This is a genomic window from Tropicimonas sp. S265A (assembly GCF_049800835.1).
Classification (GTDB): Bacteria; Pseudomonadota; Alphaproteobacteria; order Rhodobacterales; family Rhodobacteraceae; genus Dinoroseobacter.
In genome coordinates this window covers 1,159,089-1,175,187 of the sequence record NZ_JBNAFU010000001.1, presented here as the reverse complement: position 1 = coordinate 1,175,187, position 16,099 = coordinate 1,159,089, and the positions used below count along the sequence as shown (strand labels likewise).

Here is a 16,099-nt window from a genome sequence, read left to right as displayed (position 1 = left end):
CTATGGTGTGCCCGGCCTGACATGACCCGAGTTTTTCGAGGGAGGATCACATGCCCAAAGATGGTGGCATTGGCGCCAGCTCAAAGCGCCGCGAAGACGTCCGGTTTCTGACCGGACGCGGTCGCTATACCGACGACATCAACCTGAACAACCAGACCTATGCGTGGTTCCTGCGCTCCGAAGTTGCGCACGGAACGATCAACTCGATCGACACCTCCGCCGCCGAAGCGATGGACGGTGTGGTCAAGGTTTTCACCGCAAAGGATTTCGAGGGCGTCGGCGGTGTGCCCTGCGGCTGGCAGATCACAGACCTGCACGGCAACCCGATGAAAGAGCCCAAGCACCCCGTGCTCGCCGAGGGCAAGGTCCGTCATGTGGGCGATCCGATCGCCGTGGTGGTCGCGGAGTCGCTCGAAGAGGCGCGCGATGCCGCCGAAGCGATCGACGTGGACATCACCGAACTTCCTGCCGTGATGGACATGAAGGACGCCCTGGCCGCCGGTGCCCCCAGGGTGCACGACGATCTCGACGATAACCTGTGCTATGAGTGGGGGTTCGTCGAAGACAACCGCGCCGCCGTGGACGAGGCGATCAAGAACGCCCATCACGTCACCACGCTGGAGCTGACCAACAATCGTCTGGTCGCCAATCCGATGGAGCCGCGCGTTGCCGTGGGGGATTTCAACCCCGGCACCGAGGATTACACGCTTTACACCACCTCGCAGAACCCGCACGTGATCCGGCTGCTTATGGGCGCGTTCGTCCTTGGTATTCCCGAGCACAAACTGCGCGTCATTGCGCCGGACGTGGGGGGTGGATTCGGGTCGAAAATCTACCACTACGCCGAAGAGGCCTTTGTCACCTTCGCCTCTGCGCAGGTGCGCCGCCCGGTCAAGTGGACCTCTACCCGGTCTGAGGCGTTCGTCTCGGACGCGCATGGTCGTGACCATGTCACCAAGATCGACCTTGCCATGGACGAGGACTACAACTTCACGGCCCTGCGCTGTGACACCTACGCCAACATGGGCGCGTATCTGTCCACCTTCGCACCGTCTATCCCGACTTGGCTTCACGGCACGCTGCTGGCCGGCAACTATCGCACGCCGCTGATCTACACCAACGTCAAGGCCGTCTTCACGACCACGACGCCGGTGGATGCCTATCGCGGGGCCGGTCGCCCCGAGGCGACGTTCCAGTTGGAGCGCGTGGTCGACAAGGCCGCCCGCGAGATCGGGATGGACCCGGCGGAGTTGCGGCGCCGCAACTTCATCAAGCCGGAGCAGTTCCCTTACGAGACGCCCGTGGCGGTTGTCTATGACACCGGGAACTACCATGCGACGCTCGAGAAGGGCCTTGAGATGGCGGGCGTCGATACGTTCGAAGCCCGCGCCGCCGAGAGCGCCAAGAACGGCAAGCTGCGCGGGCTCGGGATCGCCCACTTCATCGAGGCATGCGGCATCGCGCCCTCGAACCTTGTGGGTCAGCTTGGCGCGCGGGCCGGTCTTTACGAAAGTGCGACCGTCCGGGTGAACGCCACAGGCTCGATCAGCGTGATGACTGGCAGCCACAGCCACGGGCAGGGCCACGAGACGGCCTTCCCGCAGGTTGTGGCAGAGATGCTCGGCATCGACGAAGGCATGATCGAAGTGGTCCATGGCGACACGGCCAACACCCCGATGGGGATGGGCACCTACGGATCCCGCTCCATCGCGGTTGGTGGGTCGGCCATGGTGCGTGCCACCGAAAAGATCATTAACAAGGCCAAGAAGATCGCCGCACACCTGCTCGAAGCCTCGGAGGCGGATATCGAGCTCAAGGACGGGGCCTTCTCGGTCGCAGGCACTGACAAGTCGGTTGCCTGGGGGGACGTGACGCTGGCAGCCTACGTGCCGCACAACTACCCGCTTGAGGATATCGAACCGGGGCTGGAGGAGACGGCGTTCTATGATCCGTCGAATTTCACCTACCCCTCCGGCGCGTATATCTGCGAGGTTGAAGTGGACCCCGACACCGGCAAGGTCGACGTGCTCGGCTTCGCCGCGGCGGACGACTTCGGCAATGTCATCAATCCGATGATCGTCGAGGGACAGGTCCATGGTGGTGTCGCCCAAGGCATCGGCCAAGCGTTGCTGGAGAACTGTTCGTATGACGAAAACGGCCAGCTCCTGTCAGGGTCGTACATGGACTACACCATGCCGCGCGCCGATGACGTCCCGATGTTCGAGGTCGATCATTCCTGCATCACGCCGTGCACCCACAACCCGTTGGGTGTGAAGGGCTGCGGCGAGGCCGGGGCGATTGGCTCGCCCCCTGCGGTCGTGAACGCGGTCATCGATGCGTTGCACCGCGGCGGTCACACCCATGTGTCCCATATCAACATGCCCCTGACGCCAAGCCGCGTCTGGGCCGCGATGCACGACAAGTAAGCGACGGGCCCTGCGCAGAGGATGCGCGGGGCTCCCTTTCAAGGGAGAAGAAGATGCACAATTTCGAGTTTGTGAAACCGAGCTCTGTCGCTGATGCCGCAGCCGCTTTGGCGGGCGAAGACGCACAGGCCTTGGGCGGGGGGCAGACCCTCTTGCCCACCATGAAACAGCGGCTTGCCGCGCCGGAAACCCTCGTCAGCCTCAACGGGATTGCCGAGATCAAGGGTGTCTGCACCAATGACGCGGGCGAGGTTTGCGTCGGGGGCGGAACGACGCATGCGGTGGTCTCTGCCGAAACCGCGTCGAGCTATCCGGGTCTGTCGAAGCTTGCGGGCATGATCGGCGATCCGGCCGTGCGCAACCGTGGTACCATTGGTGGCTCAATTGCCAACAACGACCCGGCTGCCTGCTACCCTGCGGCCGTGTTGGGCTCCAGCGCGACCGTTGTGACCAACACCCGCGAGATTGCGGCGGATGACTATTTCCAGGGCATGTTCACCACCGCATTGGAAGAAGGGGAGATCGTGACCGAGGTGCGCTTCCCGGTGCCGGAGAAATCCGACTGGCAGAAGTTCCTGCAACCGGCGTCGCGCTTCAGCCTCGTCGGTGTGTTCGTCGCCAAGTTCGCAGATGGCGTCCGTGTCGCCGTGACCGGCGCCTCCGAGGAGGGGGTGTTCCGCTGGAGTGAGGCCGAAGCCGCACTTTCCGGGAACTTCTCCGCCGATGCGCTAGCAGACCTGAGTGTCCCGGCCGATGGCATGATCTCGGACCTGCACGGCACGTCGGAGTATCGCGCGCATCTGGTCAAGGTGATGACCGCACGTGCAGTGACCGGTGCCGCCTGACACCTACGCGCCGATGACCAAATGACCCCCGTCTGAGCCACTGCTTGGGCGGGGGCTACTGTGTCGGTGGCAGGGGGCGCTGCCCCCTCTGGCAGCAAGGCTGCCATTCACCCCCGAGGTATTTGTGCACAAAAGAAAACCGCGGGGCATTCGGCTCAGGAAGAGTCTCCGACGAAGCAAAAGAGCCGCTTCTCGGGGCGGCTCTTTCCTCGTTGCAGTTTCAGGTCAGGCCGCGACCAGGCCCATACCTTCGAGCTTCAGCAGCACCTGTTGAGCGCAGAAGTCGACATCCGTGCCTTCGGTGTCCAGCCGCAACTCGGGGTTCGCGGGTTCCTCGTAGGGGTCTGAGATACCCGTGAACTCTTTGATCTTGCCCTCGCGCGCAAGCTTGTAGAGGCCCTTGCGATCGCGGCGCTCGCATTCCTCCAGCGAGGTGGCCACGTGAACTTCCACAAACGCTCCAAAAGCTTCGATCATTTCACGCACCGATCGGCGGGTGGATGTATACGGTGCGATCGGCGCGCAGATGGCGATACCGCCGTTCTTGGTGATCTCGGAGGCAACATAGCCGATGCGGCGAATGTTGATGTCGCGATGTTCTTTCGAAAAACCAAGCTCCGAGCTGAGATGCTTGCGCACGACATCGCCGTCCAGCAGTGTAACCGGGCGCCCGCCCATTTCCATCAATTTGACCATCAGCGCGTTCGCCACTGTCGATTTCCCTGATCCCGAAAGACCGGTCATGAACACTGTAAACCCCTGCTTTGCGCGCGGTGGACGGGTCTTGCGCAGCTCGGTCACGACCTCGGGGAAGGAAAACCATTCCGGAATCTCAAGCCCCTCAGCCAGGCGGCGCCGCAGTTCCGTACCCGAGATGTTCAGGACCGTGACGCCCTCTTCAATCTCGTCGGCGGGTTCGTATTGGGCACGCTCCTGCACGTAGACCATGTGTTTGAAATCGACCATCTCGATGCCGATTTCCTCCTCATGCGCGCGGAAGAGCTCCTGCGCATCGTAGGGGCCGTAAAAATCGTCCCCTGCGGAGTTCTTGCCGGGGCCTGCGTGGTCACGGCCAACGATCATGTGCGTGCAGCCGTGGTTGCGGCGGATGATGCCATGCCAGACAGCCTCGCGCGGGCCGGCCATGCGCATGGCGAGATTCAGTAGGCTCATGGTGGTGGTGGCTGCCGGGTACTTGTCGAGCACCGCCTCGTAGCAGCGCACGCGGGTGAAATGGTCCACATCGCCCGGTTTGGTCATGCCGACGACCGGGTGGATCAGCAGGTTTGCCTGTGCTTCCTTGGCTGCACGAAATGTAAGCTCCTGATGCGCCCGATGCAGCGGATTGCGTGTCTGGAACGCCACGATCTTGCGCCAGCCGAGCTTGCGGAAGTAGGCGCGCAATTCGTTGGGTGTGTCGCGACGCGCGCGGAAATCATAGTGGATCGGCTGCTGAATGCCGGTGATCGCGCCACCCAGATACACCGGACCTGCCACGTGATGCAGGTAGTTCACCGCTGGGTGGGCCAGATCATCCGCACCGAAGACCTTTTCGGCCTCACGCGCCTTGTCCGGGGTATAGATGTCGGACACCGACAGAATGGCGAGGATCACCCCTTCCTGGTCGCGCAGGGCGATGTCCTGCCCTTCGGCGATGCTGTCCGCGAACTCCTGCCCGACATCCAGCGTGATCGGCATCGGCCAGAGCGATCCGTCGGCCAGCCGCATTTTCTCGACGACGCTGTCGTAGTCTTCCTTGCCCAGAAAGCCCTTCAACGGGTTGAAACCACCGTTCATCAGGAGTTCGAGGTCACAGATCTGACGCGGCGTCAGATCAAGCGATGGCAGCTCTGCAGCTTCGCTCTTGAGCTTTTGCGCGCTTTCATACGACACGTAGAGTTCGGGGATCGGGGCAAGGTTGTTTTGCATGGGTCTGGTCCTGAAGGTTGTTGGGACAAAATCTGTGGATTTGCCGGTTAATTCGGCGTGAAGGGCGTCATATTCGGCGAACTTGCGGGCAAGGAAACGATCGGTCAGCCGGGCCTTCTCAGCAGCTCCGCGCGACGTCAGCGTGTAAATGAAGCGTTGGCGTCGGTCGGGGCCGTTTCGATCCGAAATCGTGACGAAGCCGGCCTCCGCCGCAGTGCGCAGGTACGCGTTCAGCCGACCAAGCGATGCGCCCAACGCCTCTGCCATGGCCCTCTGCGACGCTTCGGGCGCCTGATCGATCTGACGCAGAAGACGGAAAAGGAGGTCCTCTTCCAGAAGGGGGGGCGGTGTTTCTGGCATGTGTACCCGGGCGACTCGAAAGTATGTTCAACGCTGAACGCATCGCACATTTCGCACTTGCAGAAAAGCTTTAGGGCAGGTTGCTGCTGCGTTGTTGCGCAAATGTTGCGCCATGATCAGGGATTGTTTCCGCCTTGGGGACGCACGGCGCAGCAAACGCGCGCCGCATTCCCTGTAGCCGCCATCCTCGCGCCTTCAATTGACCGCATCCGCCCGGCATCCCGAACGCGCTACTGAACACTTGAGGTTTTCGAGATGACACCGCGTCGCCTGATCACACTGCTAGCCGTCACTGCAACACTCGCCGGGTGTGCGGTCGACCCCCACGCGGCCGCCGACCGCCGCGCGGCCCTGACATCCAAGGTTTTTCCCGAACCCTATGACCGACAGGGCGTGTTCATGACCTTCCCGATGGAATCCGGCGGCCTGTACCGCGTGCTGGAGGTGATCTGGTATCCGAGCGAGGTTACGGAATTCGAAATCACCCGCCGTGTCGAAGGCTTCTGTCGCCGCCAGAACACGCAACGGCTGAACGGGCAGGTCGGCGTGCGCAAAGACCTTGGCACATCCACACGGACGTTACCGGACGGGCAAGTCAAAACTGTCCGGCAGGTCTTTTTCGAATGTTTGTAAAACGCGCTTTGAACGACCGGATCACTCGGCCGCCTCGGCAGCAGGTGCGTCAAGGCTCGCGATGAACCGCTCGGCTTCAAGCGCGGCCATGCACCCCATCCCGGCGCTGGTTACTGCCTGACGGTACTCGTGATCGGTCAGATCGCCCGCCGCGAAGACCCCTGGGATCGACGTGGCGGTGCTGTCGGGTTTCGTCACGACGTAGCCGCCCATATGCGTCTCAAGCTGGTCCTTAACCAGATCCGAGGCCGGGGCATGGCCGATCGCGACAAAGAACCCGGCACAGGGGACTGTGCGCTTTTCGCCGCTGGACACGTGGCGCAGCACCACGCCTTCGACGCCGCGCGGGTTGTCTCCGCCGATCACTTCTTCGACCGTGTGGTCCCAGATGATCTCGACCTTCGGGTTGTTGAACAGGCGGTGCTGCAGGATCTTCTCGGCCCGCAAGCTGTCGCGACGGTGCACCAGTGTGACCTTGGATGCGAAATTGGTCAGGAACAGGGCTTCTTCCACGGCTGTGTTGCCACCCCCGATCACGACAACCTCCTTGCCGCGATAAAAGAAGCCGTCACAGGTCGCGCAGGCCGATACGCCGAAGCCCTTGAAGTGTTCTTCGGAGGGCAAGCCGAGCCATTTTGCCTGCGCGCCCGTGGCCAGGATCAACGCATCGGCGGTATACGTCGTGCCGCTGTCGCCATGCGCCGTGAAAGGCCGTTGCGACAGATCCAGCGCGTTGATGTGATCGGCGATGATCTCCGTCCCGACCTCGTTGGCATGCGCTTCCATCCGCACCATCAGGTCGGGGCCCATCACCATGCTGTCGCCCGGCCAGTTCTCCACCTCTGTTGTGATGGTCAATTGACCGCCAGGCTGTGTGCCCTGAATCAGGATCGGCTCCAGCATGGCCCGGCTCGCGTAAACAGCGGCGGTGTAGCCTGCCGGCCCAGAGCCGATGATCAGAACCTTGCTGTGACGTGTCGGGGCTTCGGACATGGCGCGCGCTCCTTGCGGTCTGAGTCTGTGCGAACCCTCCCGATATAGAGAGCGCAGGGAAGGAGGAAAAGGTCTCACGCACCGCGGGGCCCAAGTCGGCCTGCTGCCGTGACGCGCGAAATAATATTGCGCGACCTCGCCACTTCGCGTAAGAAAAGCAAGAGGGAACGAGGAAACGATGCACGCATCCAAGCTAGATCCGATTGATCGCAAAATCCTTGCAGAGCTGCAGGCGGACGGGCGCATGACGAACGTGGAGCTGGCCAAACGTGTCGGCATTTCCGCGCCGCCCTGCTTGCGGCGGGTGCGCGCGCTGGAAGAAGCCGGCTTCATTCGCGGCTACCATGCCGAGGTTGACAGCCGTGCGCTCGGCTTCGAAGTGCAGGTTTTTGCGATGGTCGGGCTGTCCAGTCAGGCCGAAGCCGACCTGTCGGCGTTCGAGGACCGCTGCCGGGGGTGGCCGCTCGTGCGCGAATGCCACATGCTCAATGGTGAGATCGATTTCATTCTGAAATGCGTGGCGCCCGACTTGCCGACTTTCCAGAGTTTTCTGACAGGGGAACTTACGGCTGCCGACAACGTCGCCAGTGTCAAGACGTCTCTCGTTATTCGCGGGGCGAAAGACGATCCCGGTGTGCCGTTCGAGGTCATGGAAGAGCGCTTGCGCGAGATCGCGTGACCTTTCCGGAGAAAGCAAAAGCCCGCGCAAGCTCGCGCGGGCGTTTTTTCTTTCAGCCAAGGCGCGCGCGCCGGAACGGCGATGCGGTCACAAATGCCTGTGGTCGCGCGCAGTCCGGACCACCGGGAAGCAGTTTGGAGAAGTTGCGCACAAACAGCGGATCCTGATCGGCCATGAAGTTTCGGCCATCAAGCGTCCGAATGCCGATACCGTCTGCCCCGACAAAAGCTGGCTGGTGTCCATCGACCGCAATGTGGAACATGCGGACAGCCGCAGGCGGGCGCACGGGCAGGATCATCTCATCCCCGTCCAACCGGGACAGCGGAACGGTGGTGTCTCCATAGGGGTCGATCTGTACCTCTGCACCCGCGCCCAGAACGACGTCGCTCAGCGGTCGCGCGAGGCCGAAGCGTTCCGCTTGGACCCGTCGCATGTAGGGAGCGTCTCCGGCACCCGGGGCGATTGTCACCTCTCCGATCCAGGTGATTTCAACCGGGCGGCCGAGATGGTCGAGGATCGTATCGCCCAGCTCGGCGTCCTCGATCGCGATCGACGCACCCGAGGTCCGCAGCTGGATGCCCTGTGCGAACACGCCGAACGCCGGCAGCAGTTTCTCGGTCACTTCGATGTGGCGGGAGACGTATCCACGGGTTCCGAATTCGCGGCACCGCCCCTGAAATTTGGCGAGCACGGGCAAGGTGCGGCTATCGGCTTGAGGAACGGATTTGGGGTCGACCGGTACGGGCAAGCCCGCAGTGTGGGGACCGACCGCCGGATGGGGCGGACGTTCGTGAAAGGACATACTCGTTACCTCACGGGTGCTGTACGGCCCCCACCGTGTCAGCCCACCGAACCTGCGGGTTTTGGTTCAAATTGTCAAAGAAATCGCTCGATTGCGGATCGCGTGGCGGACAAAGCCAATCGGTGGAGGCGTTTGTTTCGGGAGTTGGAAAAGACACACGCCGCGCAGGCCCGTTCGGGGTCTGTCGCGGCGTGAAAGTGCCCGATCTGGGCGCCTGTGATTCGGACCAGCGCGTGTTCCGGCGCGCTCGCCGCCTGCCTTATGCCTTCGCGCGCCGCGGGCGCACGGTGTCTTCAGTATCCCGACGCAAGACCAGTGCCGGGCGGTTTTCACGTTCATAAGTCATCTGTGGAGTGGTTTCCTCGGCCGCCTTGAGCACAGACCGCAGCCATCTTGGAGTCTTCTTCATTAACGCCGTCCCTTAGTTCATCCCCAATAAGTTGACGCCGCGTTTGTTACCGTTCTGCTCATTCTTCGCGGTCTCGTTACACATAACAGTGTCGCGCAGGAAAACGGCAGCGGTTTGACCGCAACCTCCGCACGAACGCTGCGTCAACTTTGGCACTGAAAAAGCGAACAAAGGCTGAAAAACGCCGAAATTAACTTATAATTAACACTTCCAGCCAAAGCCCTTTGAGCAATATGGCGAGAATGTGGCGGAAATGCGTGCCTTTAGAGTCTTATCGTAGAAATCAGTCGGCCATAATCCGCTTGTTTTTCATGGACGCTGCGGCGGTAGGAAAAGAATCGTTTCGGGTCGCTGTACGTACAGTGCCCGGTCCATTCCGCGGCGCCGATCCCGGCGGCGCGTAGCCGCGTCAGGCCGTAGCTGATCAGGTCGAACTGCACCCGGTCGCCCACGCCACCGGCAAAGAAGCGGTCGTTTCCCGGGTCATCGTCCAGAAATCTGTCCATGAAGTCCGGGCCAACCTCGTAGGCGCGCTGCGAAATGGAGGGGCCGATCACGGCCGCGATCTGCCTTCGATCTGCGCCCAGATTTTCCATGGCGTCGATCGTACGCTCCAAAACGCCTGCCAAGGCGCCTTTCCAGCCCGCGTGAGCAGCGCCGATCACTCCGGCCGTCGTATCGGCAAACAGGACCGGCATGCAGTCAGCAGTCAGGATGCCCAGAACGACCTCCTCCGTGCGGCTGACCATGCCATCGGCCTCTGGTGGCGGGCTGGCACCAAGCGCGGCCGTGATTTCCACCACATCGGGTGAATGGGTCTGATGGATCGTCACCAGGGAGGCATCCGCGACCTCCATGGCGTGCGCCACGCGGGACCGGTTCATCGCGACGGCCTGCCGCTGGTCCGACGATCCCGGTCCGCAGTTCAGCCCCTCGAACACGCCAGAGGAAGCGCCCCCCTTACGGGTAAAAAAGCCATGCGGCACGGACAGGGAAGGCGCGGTCAGAATTTCGAGCGTCATGAATGTCCAGACCTTGTCTGAAGGGCAGCAGGGTGTCCGGGCCGTTCAGTTTACCGTCCCGGCAAGTCGCGGGCCGCCAACCGGGGTCACGCCCAGCACTTTGAACAGGTTTCCCATTTCGTCCGGGTGGGTCAAGCGTCGATGTGCTGCGATATGCGCATCAAGCTGAGCCCCGGACATCGCGCGCGCGAGCGCCTGTGCTCGCGTGGTGATGCCGAGCCGCTCGAGAAATACGCCTTGCGCAGTTAATGCAGCGCATTGCGCGCCGGCCTCCGCGGCAGCTTGCGCCAGAGGTTCGAAATCCACATGGGCGGTCAGATCGGCGTGGCCGGGATGCGCCAACGGGTGGTCTGTGACATGCTTGCGCAACGCCTGCAGCGTGTCGCCTTGACTGTGCCAGCCGCCATAGTCGATAATCAGTGCAGCCCCGCCATGGTCCGCGATCCGGCGCGAGATCTCGGTGATGATTGGCAGGGCTGGCGCACAGGTCTCCACCAGATCGCCGGGTCTGGTATCGTGAAGACGATGGTCCAGGGCCGCCAGCGGCGCAGACTGCGACATTCCGAAGGACAGAGCATCCTCTGCCAGCCCCACCATGCGCTCGGACCAGCCTGTTTCCGTGCGCACGAACTGACGTATTGGCAGGGCATCAAAAAACTCGTTGGCAACCAGAAACAGCGGCCCCTCCGGCAATGCAAAGATATCGTCGACCCATGTCGCACCGGGCACGACCCGAGCCTGTTCCGCGCGGAGTCGGGGCGAGGCCTCGACCAGATGCGGGACCAAACCTTCGGCCCCCGGAAGCCTGCCGAGCACGCGTTGCATGTCCGCCATCAGCGTCCCGCGTCCGGGTCCGACCTCTGCGAGGATGGCGCCAGCGGGCCCGTTCTGATCCATCCAAGCCTGACCCAGGGCAAGGCCAATCAACTCCCCGAACATCTGGCTGATTTCTGGGGCGGTGATGAAATCTCCCTCCGTTCCGAAGGGCGGACGCGTGGTGTAGTACCCATGCTCTGGATGCAGCAGGCATTCGGCCATGTAATCGGCCACCGTGATCGGTCCCGTCGCCGCAATCCGCGCGATCAGGATATCGGCCAAGGGCGTGGTCATGCCATCGCGGGGGCGGGGCGGGCGCGCAGAACCAGCCACAGACCAAGCGCGATCATGGGCAGGCTCAGCAGCTGTCCCATCGTCAGGCCGGGTCCGTTCGCCCAGAACTGAAGCGCGTAGCCCACCGGATTCTCGGCGCTGACAAACTGTGCATCCGGCTGCCGAACCAACTCCACGACGAACCGTGCCGCGCCGTAGCCCGCCAGAAAGACACCAAACACCAGCCCGCGTTTTTGCAGGGCGCCTCGCAAAACCAGCCAGATCAGGACAAGGCCCAGCACCAGCCCCTCCAACCCGGCCTCATAGAGCTGGCTGGGATGGCGCGCACACAGCTCGCCAATCGCCTGACCGCACGCCTGTGCGGCGTTGCCGGGAAAGATTACGCCCCAGGGGGCATCGGTTGGGCGCCCCCACAGCTCTGCGTTGATGAAATTCGCAAGCCGCCCCAGAAGAAGGCCCAACGGGGTAGCCACGGCCAGCGCATCCGCGGCACCCACGGCAGGGATTTTTTCAGACCGGCAGAACAGCGCGACCGCGATGACCACGCCCGCCAGCCCGCCATGAAATGCCATGCCACCGCGCCAAAGAATCGGAATTTCCGCCGGGTGCGCAAGGTAATAGCCCGGCTGATAGAACAGCACGTATCCCAGGCGCCCCCCGACGATCACCCCGACGATCACCCAGGTCAGCAGTGCCTCGACTTGCGGGGGTGTCATGGGCGCACCGCGCGGCCCCCAAAGACCGGGGCGCGCGACTAGCGCCACGACAATCCGCCAGCCAGCGATCAGCCCGATGATATAGGCCAGCGCATACCACCTCAGCGCCAGCGTAAACCCGAACACGTCGATGCTGAACAGCTCTGGCGACAGGGGCGGAAAGGGAATGGCAAAGGGCATCGCATCCTCCGGTTTGCCCGATGGGTCAGGCTTCGTGCGACAGAAGTCAACCTTGAGAATTTCGCCGCTGGCGACCATATAAGTCGAAACCGCAAATGGAGCGCCCCATGCAAACCCGCAACAAGTTCTTTGATGATGTCGGCCAATTGATGACCAACGCGATGGGCGTGGCCCAGGGCGCGCGGGACGAGGCCGAGACGGCGATGAAGTCGGTGATGGATCGCTGGCTTGCCGACCGCGATTTCGTCACGCGCGAGGAATTCGACGCCGTCCGCGCCATGGCGCAGAAAGCCCGCGAGGAGAACGAATCCCTGAAGGCGCGTATCGCCGCGCTGGAAGAGGGCAAAAGCTGACCTCTCTTGTTAACTCTCTGTTTACAAACACCGCCCCGTCGAGAGCCGGGGCGATTTTTTTTGTGGATAAAGCGGATGTTTAGCTTTTGAGGCAAAATATTCACTTTACAGGTCTCCAATTCCGACACACCATATTTAGTAAGACGCGAGGCAGGCAGTCGCGGGTCTTGTAACGACACCCAGCCTATTGTGGGTGAAAGCCCACATCAGGCCAATGTAAAACGGGGCCGGGTATGTCACTTGTCGAGCAGTACGAGACAGAAGACCTTCATCCCATCGACATCGTCGAGGGGTTGGCGGAGCATCACGATTGGGAGTTTGACCGCATTGCGGATGACCAGATCGCCATGGCGGTCGAGGGCCAGTGGCGGACGTATTCTGTCACCTTGGCGTGGTCCGGGTATGACGAGACGCTGCGTCTGGTCGTGACCTTCGAGATGGACCCCCCAGCAGAGCGCCAGCCCGCCCTGTTCGAGGTGTTAAATTCAGCCAACGACATGTGCTGGACGGGCGCTTTCAGCCATTGGGCCGACCAGAAGCTCATGGTCTATCGCTACGGTCTGGTTCTGTCGGGCGGGGCGATCGCCAGCCCCGAGCAGATCAATCGGATGATGCGGACCGCGGTCAGCAATTGCGAACGGTTCTATCCGGCCTTCCAACTGGCGGTCTGGGGTGAGCGGCCCGCGAAGGAGGCCATTCAGGTCGCCATTGCAGAGGCCTACGGGCGCGCCTAATCTGCCCCCCGACACACAGGGGGGGACCACGTCCATGACACTTGACGCGGTTCGTAGCCGGGGACTGTTCTTGCTCGGCTGCGGCAAGATGGGATCGGCCATGCTGAAAGGCTGGCTCGATCAGGGGATCGCACCCTCTGCGGTTTGGGTGCTTGAGCCTTCCCCGTCGAATTGGGTGCGTGGACTGGCGGAACAGGGCCTGCATTTGAATGAAGGCGTGCCCGACGTTCCGGCGATTGCGCTACTGGCCGTGAAACCGCAGATGATGGGCGATGCGCTCGCGCCGGTCTCTGCCCTCGGCGGCGGCCAAACGGTGATCCTGTCCATCGCCGCGGGCACCCCGATCCACTATTTCGAACAGATGTTGGGTGCGGCGACGCCGATCGTGCGCGCCATGCCCAACACGCCTGCCGCCATCGGGCGCGGGATCACGGCGCTGACCGGCAATGCCGCCGCGTCGGAGGCGGACCTGAGCCTTGCAGAAACACTGTTGTCTGCCATCGGTCAAACCGTGCGCCTCGATGGGGAGCATCAGATGGACGCTGTCACGGCCGTGTCCGGGTCCGGGCCGGCCTATGTTTTTCATCTGATCGAAACCCTTGCCGCCGCTGGTGAGGCCGAGGGATTGCCGCCCGACCTGGCGCTGCATCTGGCGCGGGCCACCGTGGCCGGCGCCGGTGCCCTGGCCGAGGCCTCCGAAGACACGCCGGCCCAGTTGCGTGTAAATGTGACATCTCCGGGTGGCACAACGGCGGCTGCGCTCGGCGTCCTTATGGATCCCGAAGCCGGATTCCCTCCGCTCCTGAAACGCGCGGTCAAGGCAGCCGCCGACCGGGGCCGTGAACTGGCAGGGTAGACCAATGGAAAACATAACCTTCGACGACTTCTTGAAAGTCGATGTGCGCGTGGGCCAGATCACGCATGCCGAACCCTATCCCGAGGCCCGCAAGCCCGCCATCAAGCTGCGACTCGATTTTGGCCCTGAGGTAGGAGAGAAGAAATCGTCCGCACAGATCACCCGGCACTATACCCCCGAGGCGCTGATCGGACGACGTGTTGTGGCCGTCGTGAACTTCCCGCCGCGCCAGATCGGCAAGTTCATGTCCGAAGTGTTGGTGTTGGGGGTGCCCGATGAAGATGGCGAAGTCGTCTTGCTCAAACCGGACCTCGATGTGCCCCTTGGCGGAAGGCTCTATTGATGAAGCTGCTGATCACCCGCCCGTTGCCGGACCCCGCGATAGCGGCCGCGCAGGCCCGGTTCGACGTGACCATCCGGGCCGAAACCACGCCACTCAGCCCCACCGAACTGCGCGCCGCATTGGGCGATTTCGACGTCGTTCTGCCGACGCTCGGCGATCTCTTTTCAGCTGAGGTTTTTTCGGATGTGCCCGCGCCACGCGCAAAACTGCTGGCGAATTTCGGGGTGGGGTACAATCACATCGACGTGGCAGCAGCCCATGCGTCGGGTGTCGCTGTGACCAACACACCCGGTGCGGTCACGGATGCGACGGCGGATATCGCGATAACCCTGATGCTGATGGTTGCGCGCCGCGCGGGCGAGGGCGAGCGCATGGTCCGCGCCGGAACCTGGCACGGCTGGCATCCGACCCAGATGCTCGGGCTGCATGTCTCTGGCAAGACGCTGGGTGTGATCGGCATGGGGCGGATCGGGCAGGCCATTGCCCATCGATGCCACCACGGGTTCGGTATGGATGTGGTGTTTCAGAACCGATCTCCCAAAACGCTGGAGTTGCCTGCGCGGCAACTTCCCACGATGGAGGAGGTCGCGGCGCAGGCCGATGTTCTGGTCGTCTCCGTCCCCGGCGGTGCCGAGACCCGTCACCTTGTCGGAAAGCCCATTTTTGACGCCATGCAGCCCCATGCGATTTTCGTGAACACCGCCCGTGGGGACGTCGTGGACGAGGCAGCTTTGATCGCTGCGTTGCAGGCGGGTCAATTGGCGGGCGCGGGGCTTGATGTCTACGAGTTCGAACCAGCCGTACCCCAAGCCCTCAAGGAGATGGAAAACGTCGCACTGCTGCCGCACCTCGGAACCGCTGCGCTGGAGGTGCGCACGGATATGGGGTTGATGGCAGTCGATAACCTCATCGCCTTCGCCGAAGGACGCCCCTTGCCGAACCCAGTCTAGGTGGAGGGGCGATCGCCCGTTGCTTCGCGCCAATGCTTGCGGCACAGCGAGACATAGACCTCGTTGCCGCCGATCTGTACCTGCGCGCCCTCGGTCAGGACGCGGCCATGATCGTCCTGCCGCACCACCATGGTCGCCTTCTTTCCGCAATGGCAGATGGTGCGCACTTCCCGCATTTCATCGGCAAGGGCCAGCAATGCCGCGGATCCGGGAAACAGCTTGCCCAGAAAATCGACCCGAAGCCCGTAGCACATGACCGGCACGCTCAGATCATCTACCGCGCGCGCCAGTTGCCAGACTTGCGCTTCACTCAGAAACTGCGCCTCGTCGACAAAGACGCAGGCGAGGGCCCGCGTTTTCAAAGCGTCTTCCAGCGCGGCAAACAAGTTGGTGTCCGAACCGAACCCCTGGGCCGGCGCGGACAGGCCGATCCGGGACCCGATCTGACGCACCCCCGTGCGCGTGTCGAACGCTGCCGTCAGCAACAACGTCTCCATGCCACGTTCGTTATAGTTATGGGAGGCTTGCAGCAGCGCAGTCGACTTGCCGGCATTCATGGTTGAGTAGTGAAAATAGAGCTTCGCCATGCTTTCAGATGCCGCAGAACGGACTGCGTGTGCAAGGGTGGTCGCGCACGCAAGAAGGGCCTGCCGCAGATGCGACAGACCCCAACCCAACACGATGGGTCTGGGGGATCAGACCCGGTCACTCGCACGGATCCAGCGACCGTTTTCGTGGGCCTCTGGACTGGTCTTGTCG

General features: G+C 62.5%; 16 protein-coding genes. 9 read left to right on the top strand and 7 right to left on the bottom strand.

Going from position 1 to position 16,099, the window contains the following annotated elements; all coding sequences use genetic code 11:
• Positions 1–50: 50 nt before the first annotated feature.
• Positions 51–2,426, top strand: a complete 2,376-nt coding sequence (locus tag ACP15N_RS05845; RefSeq protein ID WP_425091282.1) for a xanthine dehydrogenase family protein molybdopterin-binding subunit — start codon at positions 51–53, stop codon at positions 2,424–2,426.
• 53 nt (positions 2,427–2,479) lie between these two features.
• Complete coding sequence (locus ACP15N_RS05840) at positions 2,480–3,271, top strand: FAD binding domain-containing protein (protein ID WP_425091281.1); 792 nt, start codon at positions 2,480–2,482, stop codon at positions 3,269–3,271.
• 225 nt (positions 3,272–3,496) lie between these two features.
• Here the strand turns inward: ACP15N_RS05840 and ACP15N_RS05835 are convergent, their stop codons facing one another.
• Positions 3,497–5,560, bottom strand: coding sequence for a bifunctional sulfate adenylyltransferase/adenylylsulfate kinase (locus tag ACP15N_RS05835; protein WP_425091280.1), 2,064 nt, complete (start codon positions 5,558–5,560; stop codon positions 3,497–3,499).
• A gap of 255 nt (positions 5,561–5,815) precedes the next feature.
• Between ACP15N_RS05835 and ACP15N_RS05830 the strand changes: the two genes are divergently transcribed.
• On the top strand, positions 5,816–6,193 hold the full coding sequence (locus tag ACP15N_RS05830) for a hypothetical protein (RefSeq protein WP_425091279.1): 378 nt from the start codon (positions 5,816–5,818) through the stop codon (positions 6,191–6,193).
• Positions 6,194–6,214: 21 nt separating this feature from the next.
• Here the strand turns inward: ACP15N_RS05830 and trxB are convergent, their stop codons facing one another.
• Positions 6,215–7,186, bottom strand: a complete 972-nt coding sequence (gene trxB / locus ACP15N_RS05825) for a thioredoxin-disulfide reductase (protein ID WP_425091278.1) — start codon at positions 7,184–7,186, stop codon at positions 6,215–6,217.
• Positions 7,187–7,364: 178 nt separating this feature from the next.
• Between trxB and ACP15N_RS05820 the strand changes: the two genes are divergently transcribed.
• Complete coding sequence (locus tag ACP15N_RS05820; protein WP_425091277.1) at positions 7,365–7,865, top strand: Lrp/AsnC family transcriptional regulator; 501 nt, start codon at positions 7,365–7,367, stop codon at positions 7,863–7,865.
• Positions 7,866–7,917: 52 nt separating this feature from the next.
• Here ACP15N_RS05820 and ACP15N_RS05815 read toward each other — a convergent pair whose 3' ends face one another.
• From ACP15N_RS05815 to lgt, 4 genes are all read right to left on the bottom strand, one after another.
• Positions 7,918–8,667 carry a hypothetical protein gene (locus ACP15N_RS05815; RefSeq protein WP_425091276.1) on the bottom strand — a complete coding sequence of 250 codons (750 nt, stop codon included), beginning with the start codon at positions 8,665–8,667 and terminating at the stop codon, positions 7,918–7,920.
• Positions 8,668–9,339: 672 nt separating this feature from the next.
• The gene (gene pgeF / locus ACP15N_RS05810) at positions 9,340–10,098 is read right to left on the bottom strand and encodes a peptidoglycan editing factor PgeF (RefSeq protein WP_425091275.1); all 759 of its coding nucleotides are present in this window, start codon (positions 10,096–10,098) and stop codon (positions 9,340–9,342) included.
• 45 nt (positions 10,099–10,143) lie between these two features.
• Positions 10,144–11,208 carry a class I SAM-dependent methyltransferase gene (locus tag ACP15N_RS05805; protein ID WP_425091274.1) on the bottom strand — a complete coding sequence of 355 codons (1,065 nt, stop codon included), beginning with the start codon at positions 11,206–11,208 and terminating at the stop codon, positions 10,144–10,146.
• On the bottom strand, positions 11,205–12,104 hold the full coding sequence (lgt, locus tag ACP15N_RS05800) for a prolipoprotein diacylglyceryl transferase (RefSeq protein ID WP_425091273.1): 900 nt from the start codon (positions 12,102–12,104) through the stop codon (positions 11,205–11,207). Before lgt ends, ACP15N_RS05805 begins: the two co-directional genes overlap by 4 nt.
• A gap of 107 nt (positions 12,105–12,211) precedes the next feature.
• Here lgt and ACP15N_RS05795 point away from each other — a divergent pair, with 107 nt between their 5' ends.
• The 5 genes from ACP15N_RS05795 (at position 12,212) to ACP15N_RS05775 (ending at position 15,340) form a co-directional block, all read left to right on the top strand.
• Positions 12,212–12,457 (top strand): accessory factor UbiK family protein, encoded by a 246-nt coding sequence (locus ACP15N_RS05795; RefSeq protein ID WP_425091272.1) that lies wholly within the window; start codon positions 12,212–12,214, stop codon positions 12,455–12,457.
• Between the two features lie 233 nt (positions 12,458–12,690).
• Positions 12,691–13,191 (top strand): YbjN domain-containing protein, encoded by a 501-nt coding sequence (locus ACP15N_RS05790; protein ID WP_425091271.1) that lies wholly within the window; start codon positions 12,691–12,693, stop codon positions 13,189–13,191.
• Positions 13,192–13,225: 34 nt separating this feature from the next.
• Complete coding sequence (gene proC, locus ACP15N_RS05785) at positions 13,226–14,047, top strand: pyrroline-5-carboxylate reductase (protein ID WP_425091270.1); 822 nt, start codon at positions 13,226–13,228, stop codon at positions 14,045–14,047.
• Between the two features lie 4 nt (positions 14,048–14,051).
• Positions 14,052–14,390 (top strand): tRNA-binding protein, encoded by a 339-nt coding sequence (locus tag ACP15N_RS05780; protein WP_425091269.1) that lies wholly within the window; start codon positions 14,052–14,054, stop codon positions 14,388–14,390.
• Positions 14,390–15,340, top strand: a complete 951-nt coding sequence (locus ACP15N_RS05775; RefSeq protein WP_425091268.1) for a 2-hydroxyacid dehydrogenase — start codon at positions 14,390–14,392, stop codon at positions 15,338–15,340. The genes ACP15N_RS05780 and ACP15N_RS05775 overlap by 1 nt, the downstream gene beginning before the upstream one ends.
• Here the strand turns inward: ACP15N_RS05775 and ACP15N_RS05770 are convergent.
• Entirely contained in the window at positions 15,337–15,927 is a 591-nt protein-coding gene (locus ACP15N_RS05770) for a thymidine kinase (RefSeq protein WP_425091267.1), read from the bottom strand. The two genes, ACP15N_RS05775 and ACP15N_RS05770, sit on opposite strands and share 4 nt — an antisense overlap.
• Between the last annotated feature and the right edge of the window lie 172 nt (positions 15,928–16,099).

Bases quoted from the DNA above. Each gene is read 5' to 3' on its own strand.
- ACP15N_RS05845 (WP_425091282.1), top strand. From the start codon at position 51: ATGCCCAAAGATGGTGGCATTGGCGCCAGCTCAAAGCGCCGCGAAGAC.
- ACP15N_RS05840 (WP_425091281.1), top strand. From the start codon at position 2,480: ATGCACAATTTCGAGTTTGTGAAACCGAGCTCTGTCGCTGATGCCGCA.
- ACP15N_RS05835 (WP_425091280.1), bottom strand. From the start codon at position 5,560: ATGCCAGAAACACCGCCCCCCCTTCTGGAAGAGGACCTCCTTTTCCGT.
- ACP15N_RS05830 (WP_425091279.1), top strand. From the start codon at position 5,816: ATGACACCGCGTCGCCTGATCACACTGCTAGCCGTCACTGCAACACTC.
- trxB (WP_425091278.1), bottom strand. From the start codon at position 7,186: ATGTCCGAAGCCCCGACACGTCACAGCAAGGTTCTGATCATCGGCTCT.
- ACP15N_RS05820 (WP_425091277.1), top strand. From the start codon at position 7,365: ATGCACGCATCCAAGCTAGATCCGATTGATCGCAAAATCCTTGCAGAG.
- ACP15N_RS05815 (WP_425091276.1), bottom strand. From the start codon at position 8,667: ATGTCCTTTCACGAACGTCCGCCCCATCCGGCGGTCGGTCCCCACACT.
- pgeF (WP_425091275.1), bottom strand. From the start codon at position 10,098: ATGACGCTCGAAATTCTGACCGCGCCTTCCCTGTCCGTGCCGCATGGC.
- ACP15N_RS05805 (WP_425091274.1), bottom strand. From the start codon at position 11,208: ATGACCACGCCCTTGGCCGATATCCTGATCGCGCGGATTGCGGCGACG.
- lgt (WP_425091273.1), bottom strand. From the start codon at position 12,104: ATGCCCTTTGCCATTCCCTTTCCGCCCCTGTCGCCAGAGCTGTTCAGC.
- ACP15N_RS05795 (WP_425091272.1), top strand. From the start codon at position 12,212: ATGCAAACCCGCAACAAGTTCTTTGATGATGTCGGCCAATTGATGACC.
- ACP15N_RS05790 (WP_425091271.1), top strand. From the start codon at position 12,691: ATGTCACTTGTCGAGCAGTACGAGACAGAAGACCTTCATCCCATCGAC.
- proC (WP_425091270.1), top strand. From the start codon at position 13,226: ATGACACTTGACGCGGTTCGTAGCCGGGGACTGTTCTTGCTCGGCTGC.
- ACP15N_RS05780 (WP_425091269.1), top strand. From the start codon at position 14,052: ATGGAAAACATAACCTTCGACGACTTCTTGAAAGTCGATGTGCGCGTG.
- ACP15N_RS05775 (WP_425091268.1), top strand. From the start codon at position 14,390: ATGAAGCTGCTGATCACCCGCCCGTTGCCGGACCCCGCGATAGCGGCC.
- ACP15N_RS05770 (WP_425091267.1), bottom strand. From the start codon at position 15,927: ATGGCGAAGCTCTATTTTCACTACTCAACCATGAATGCCGGCAAGTCG.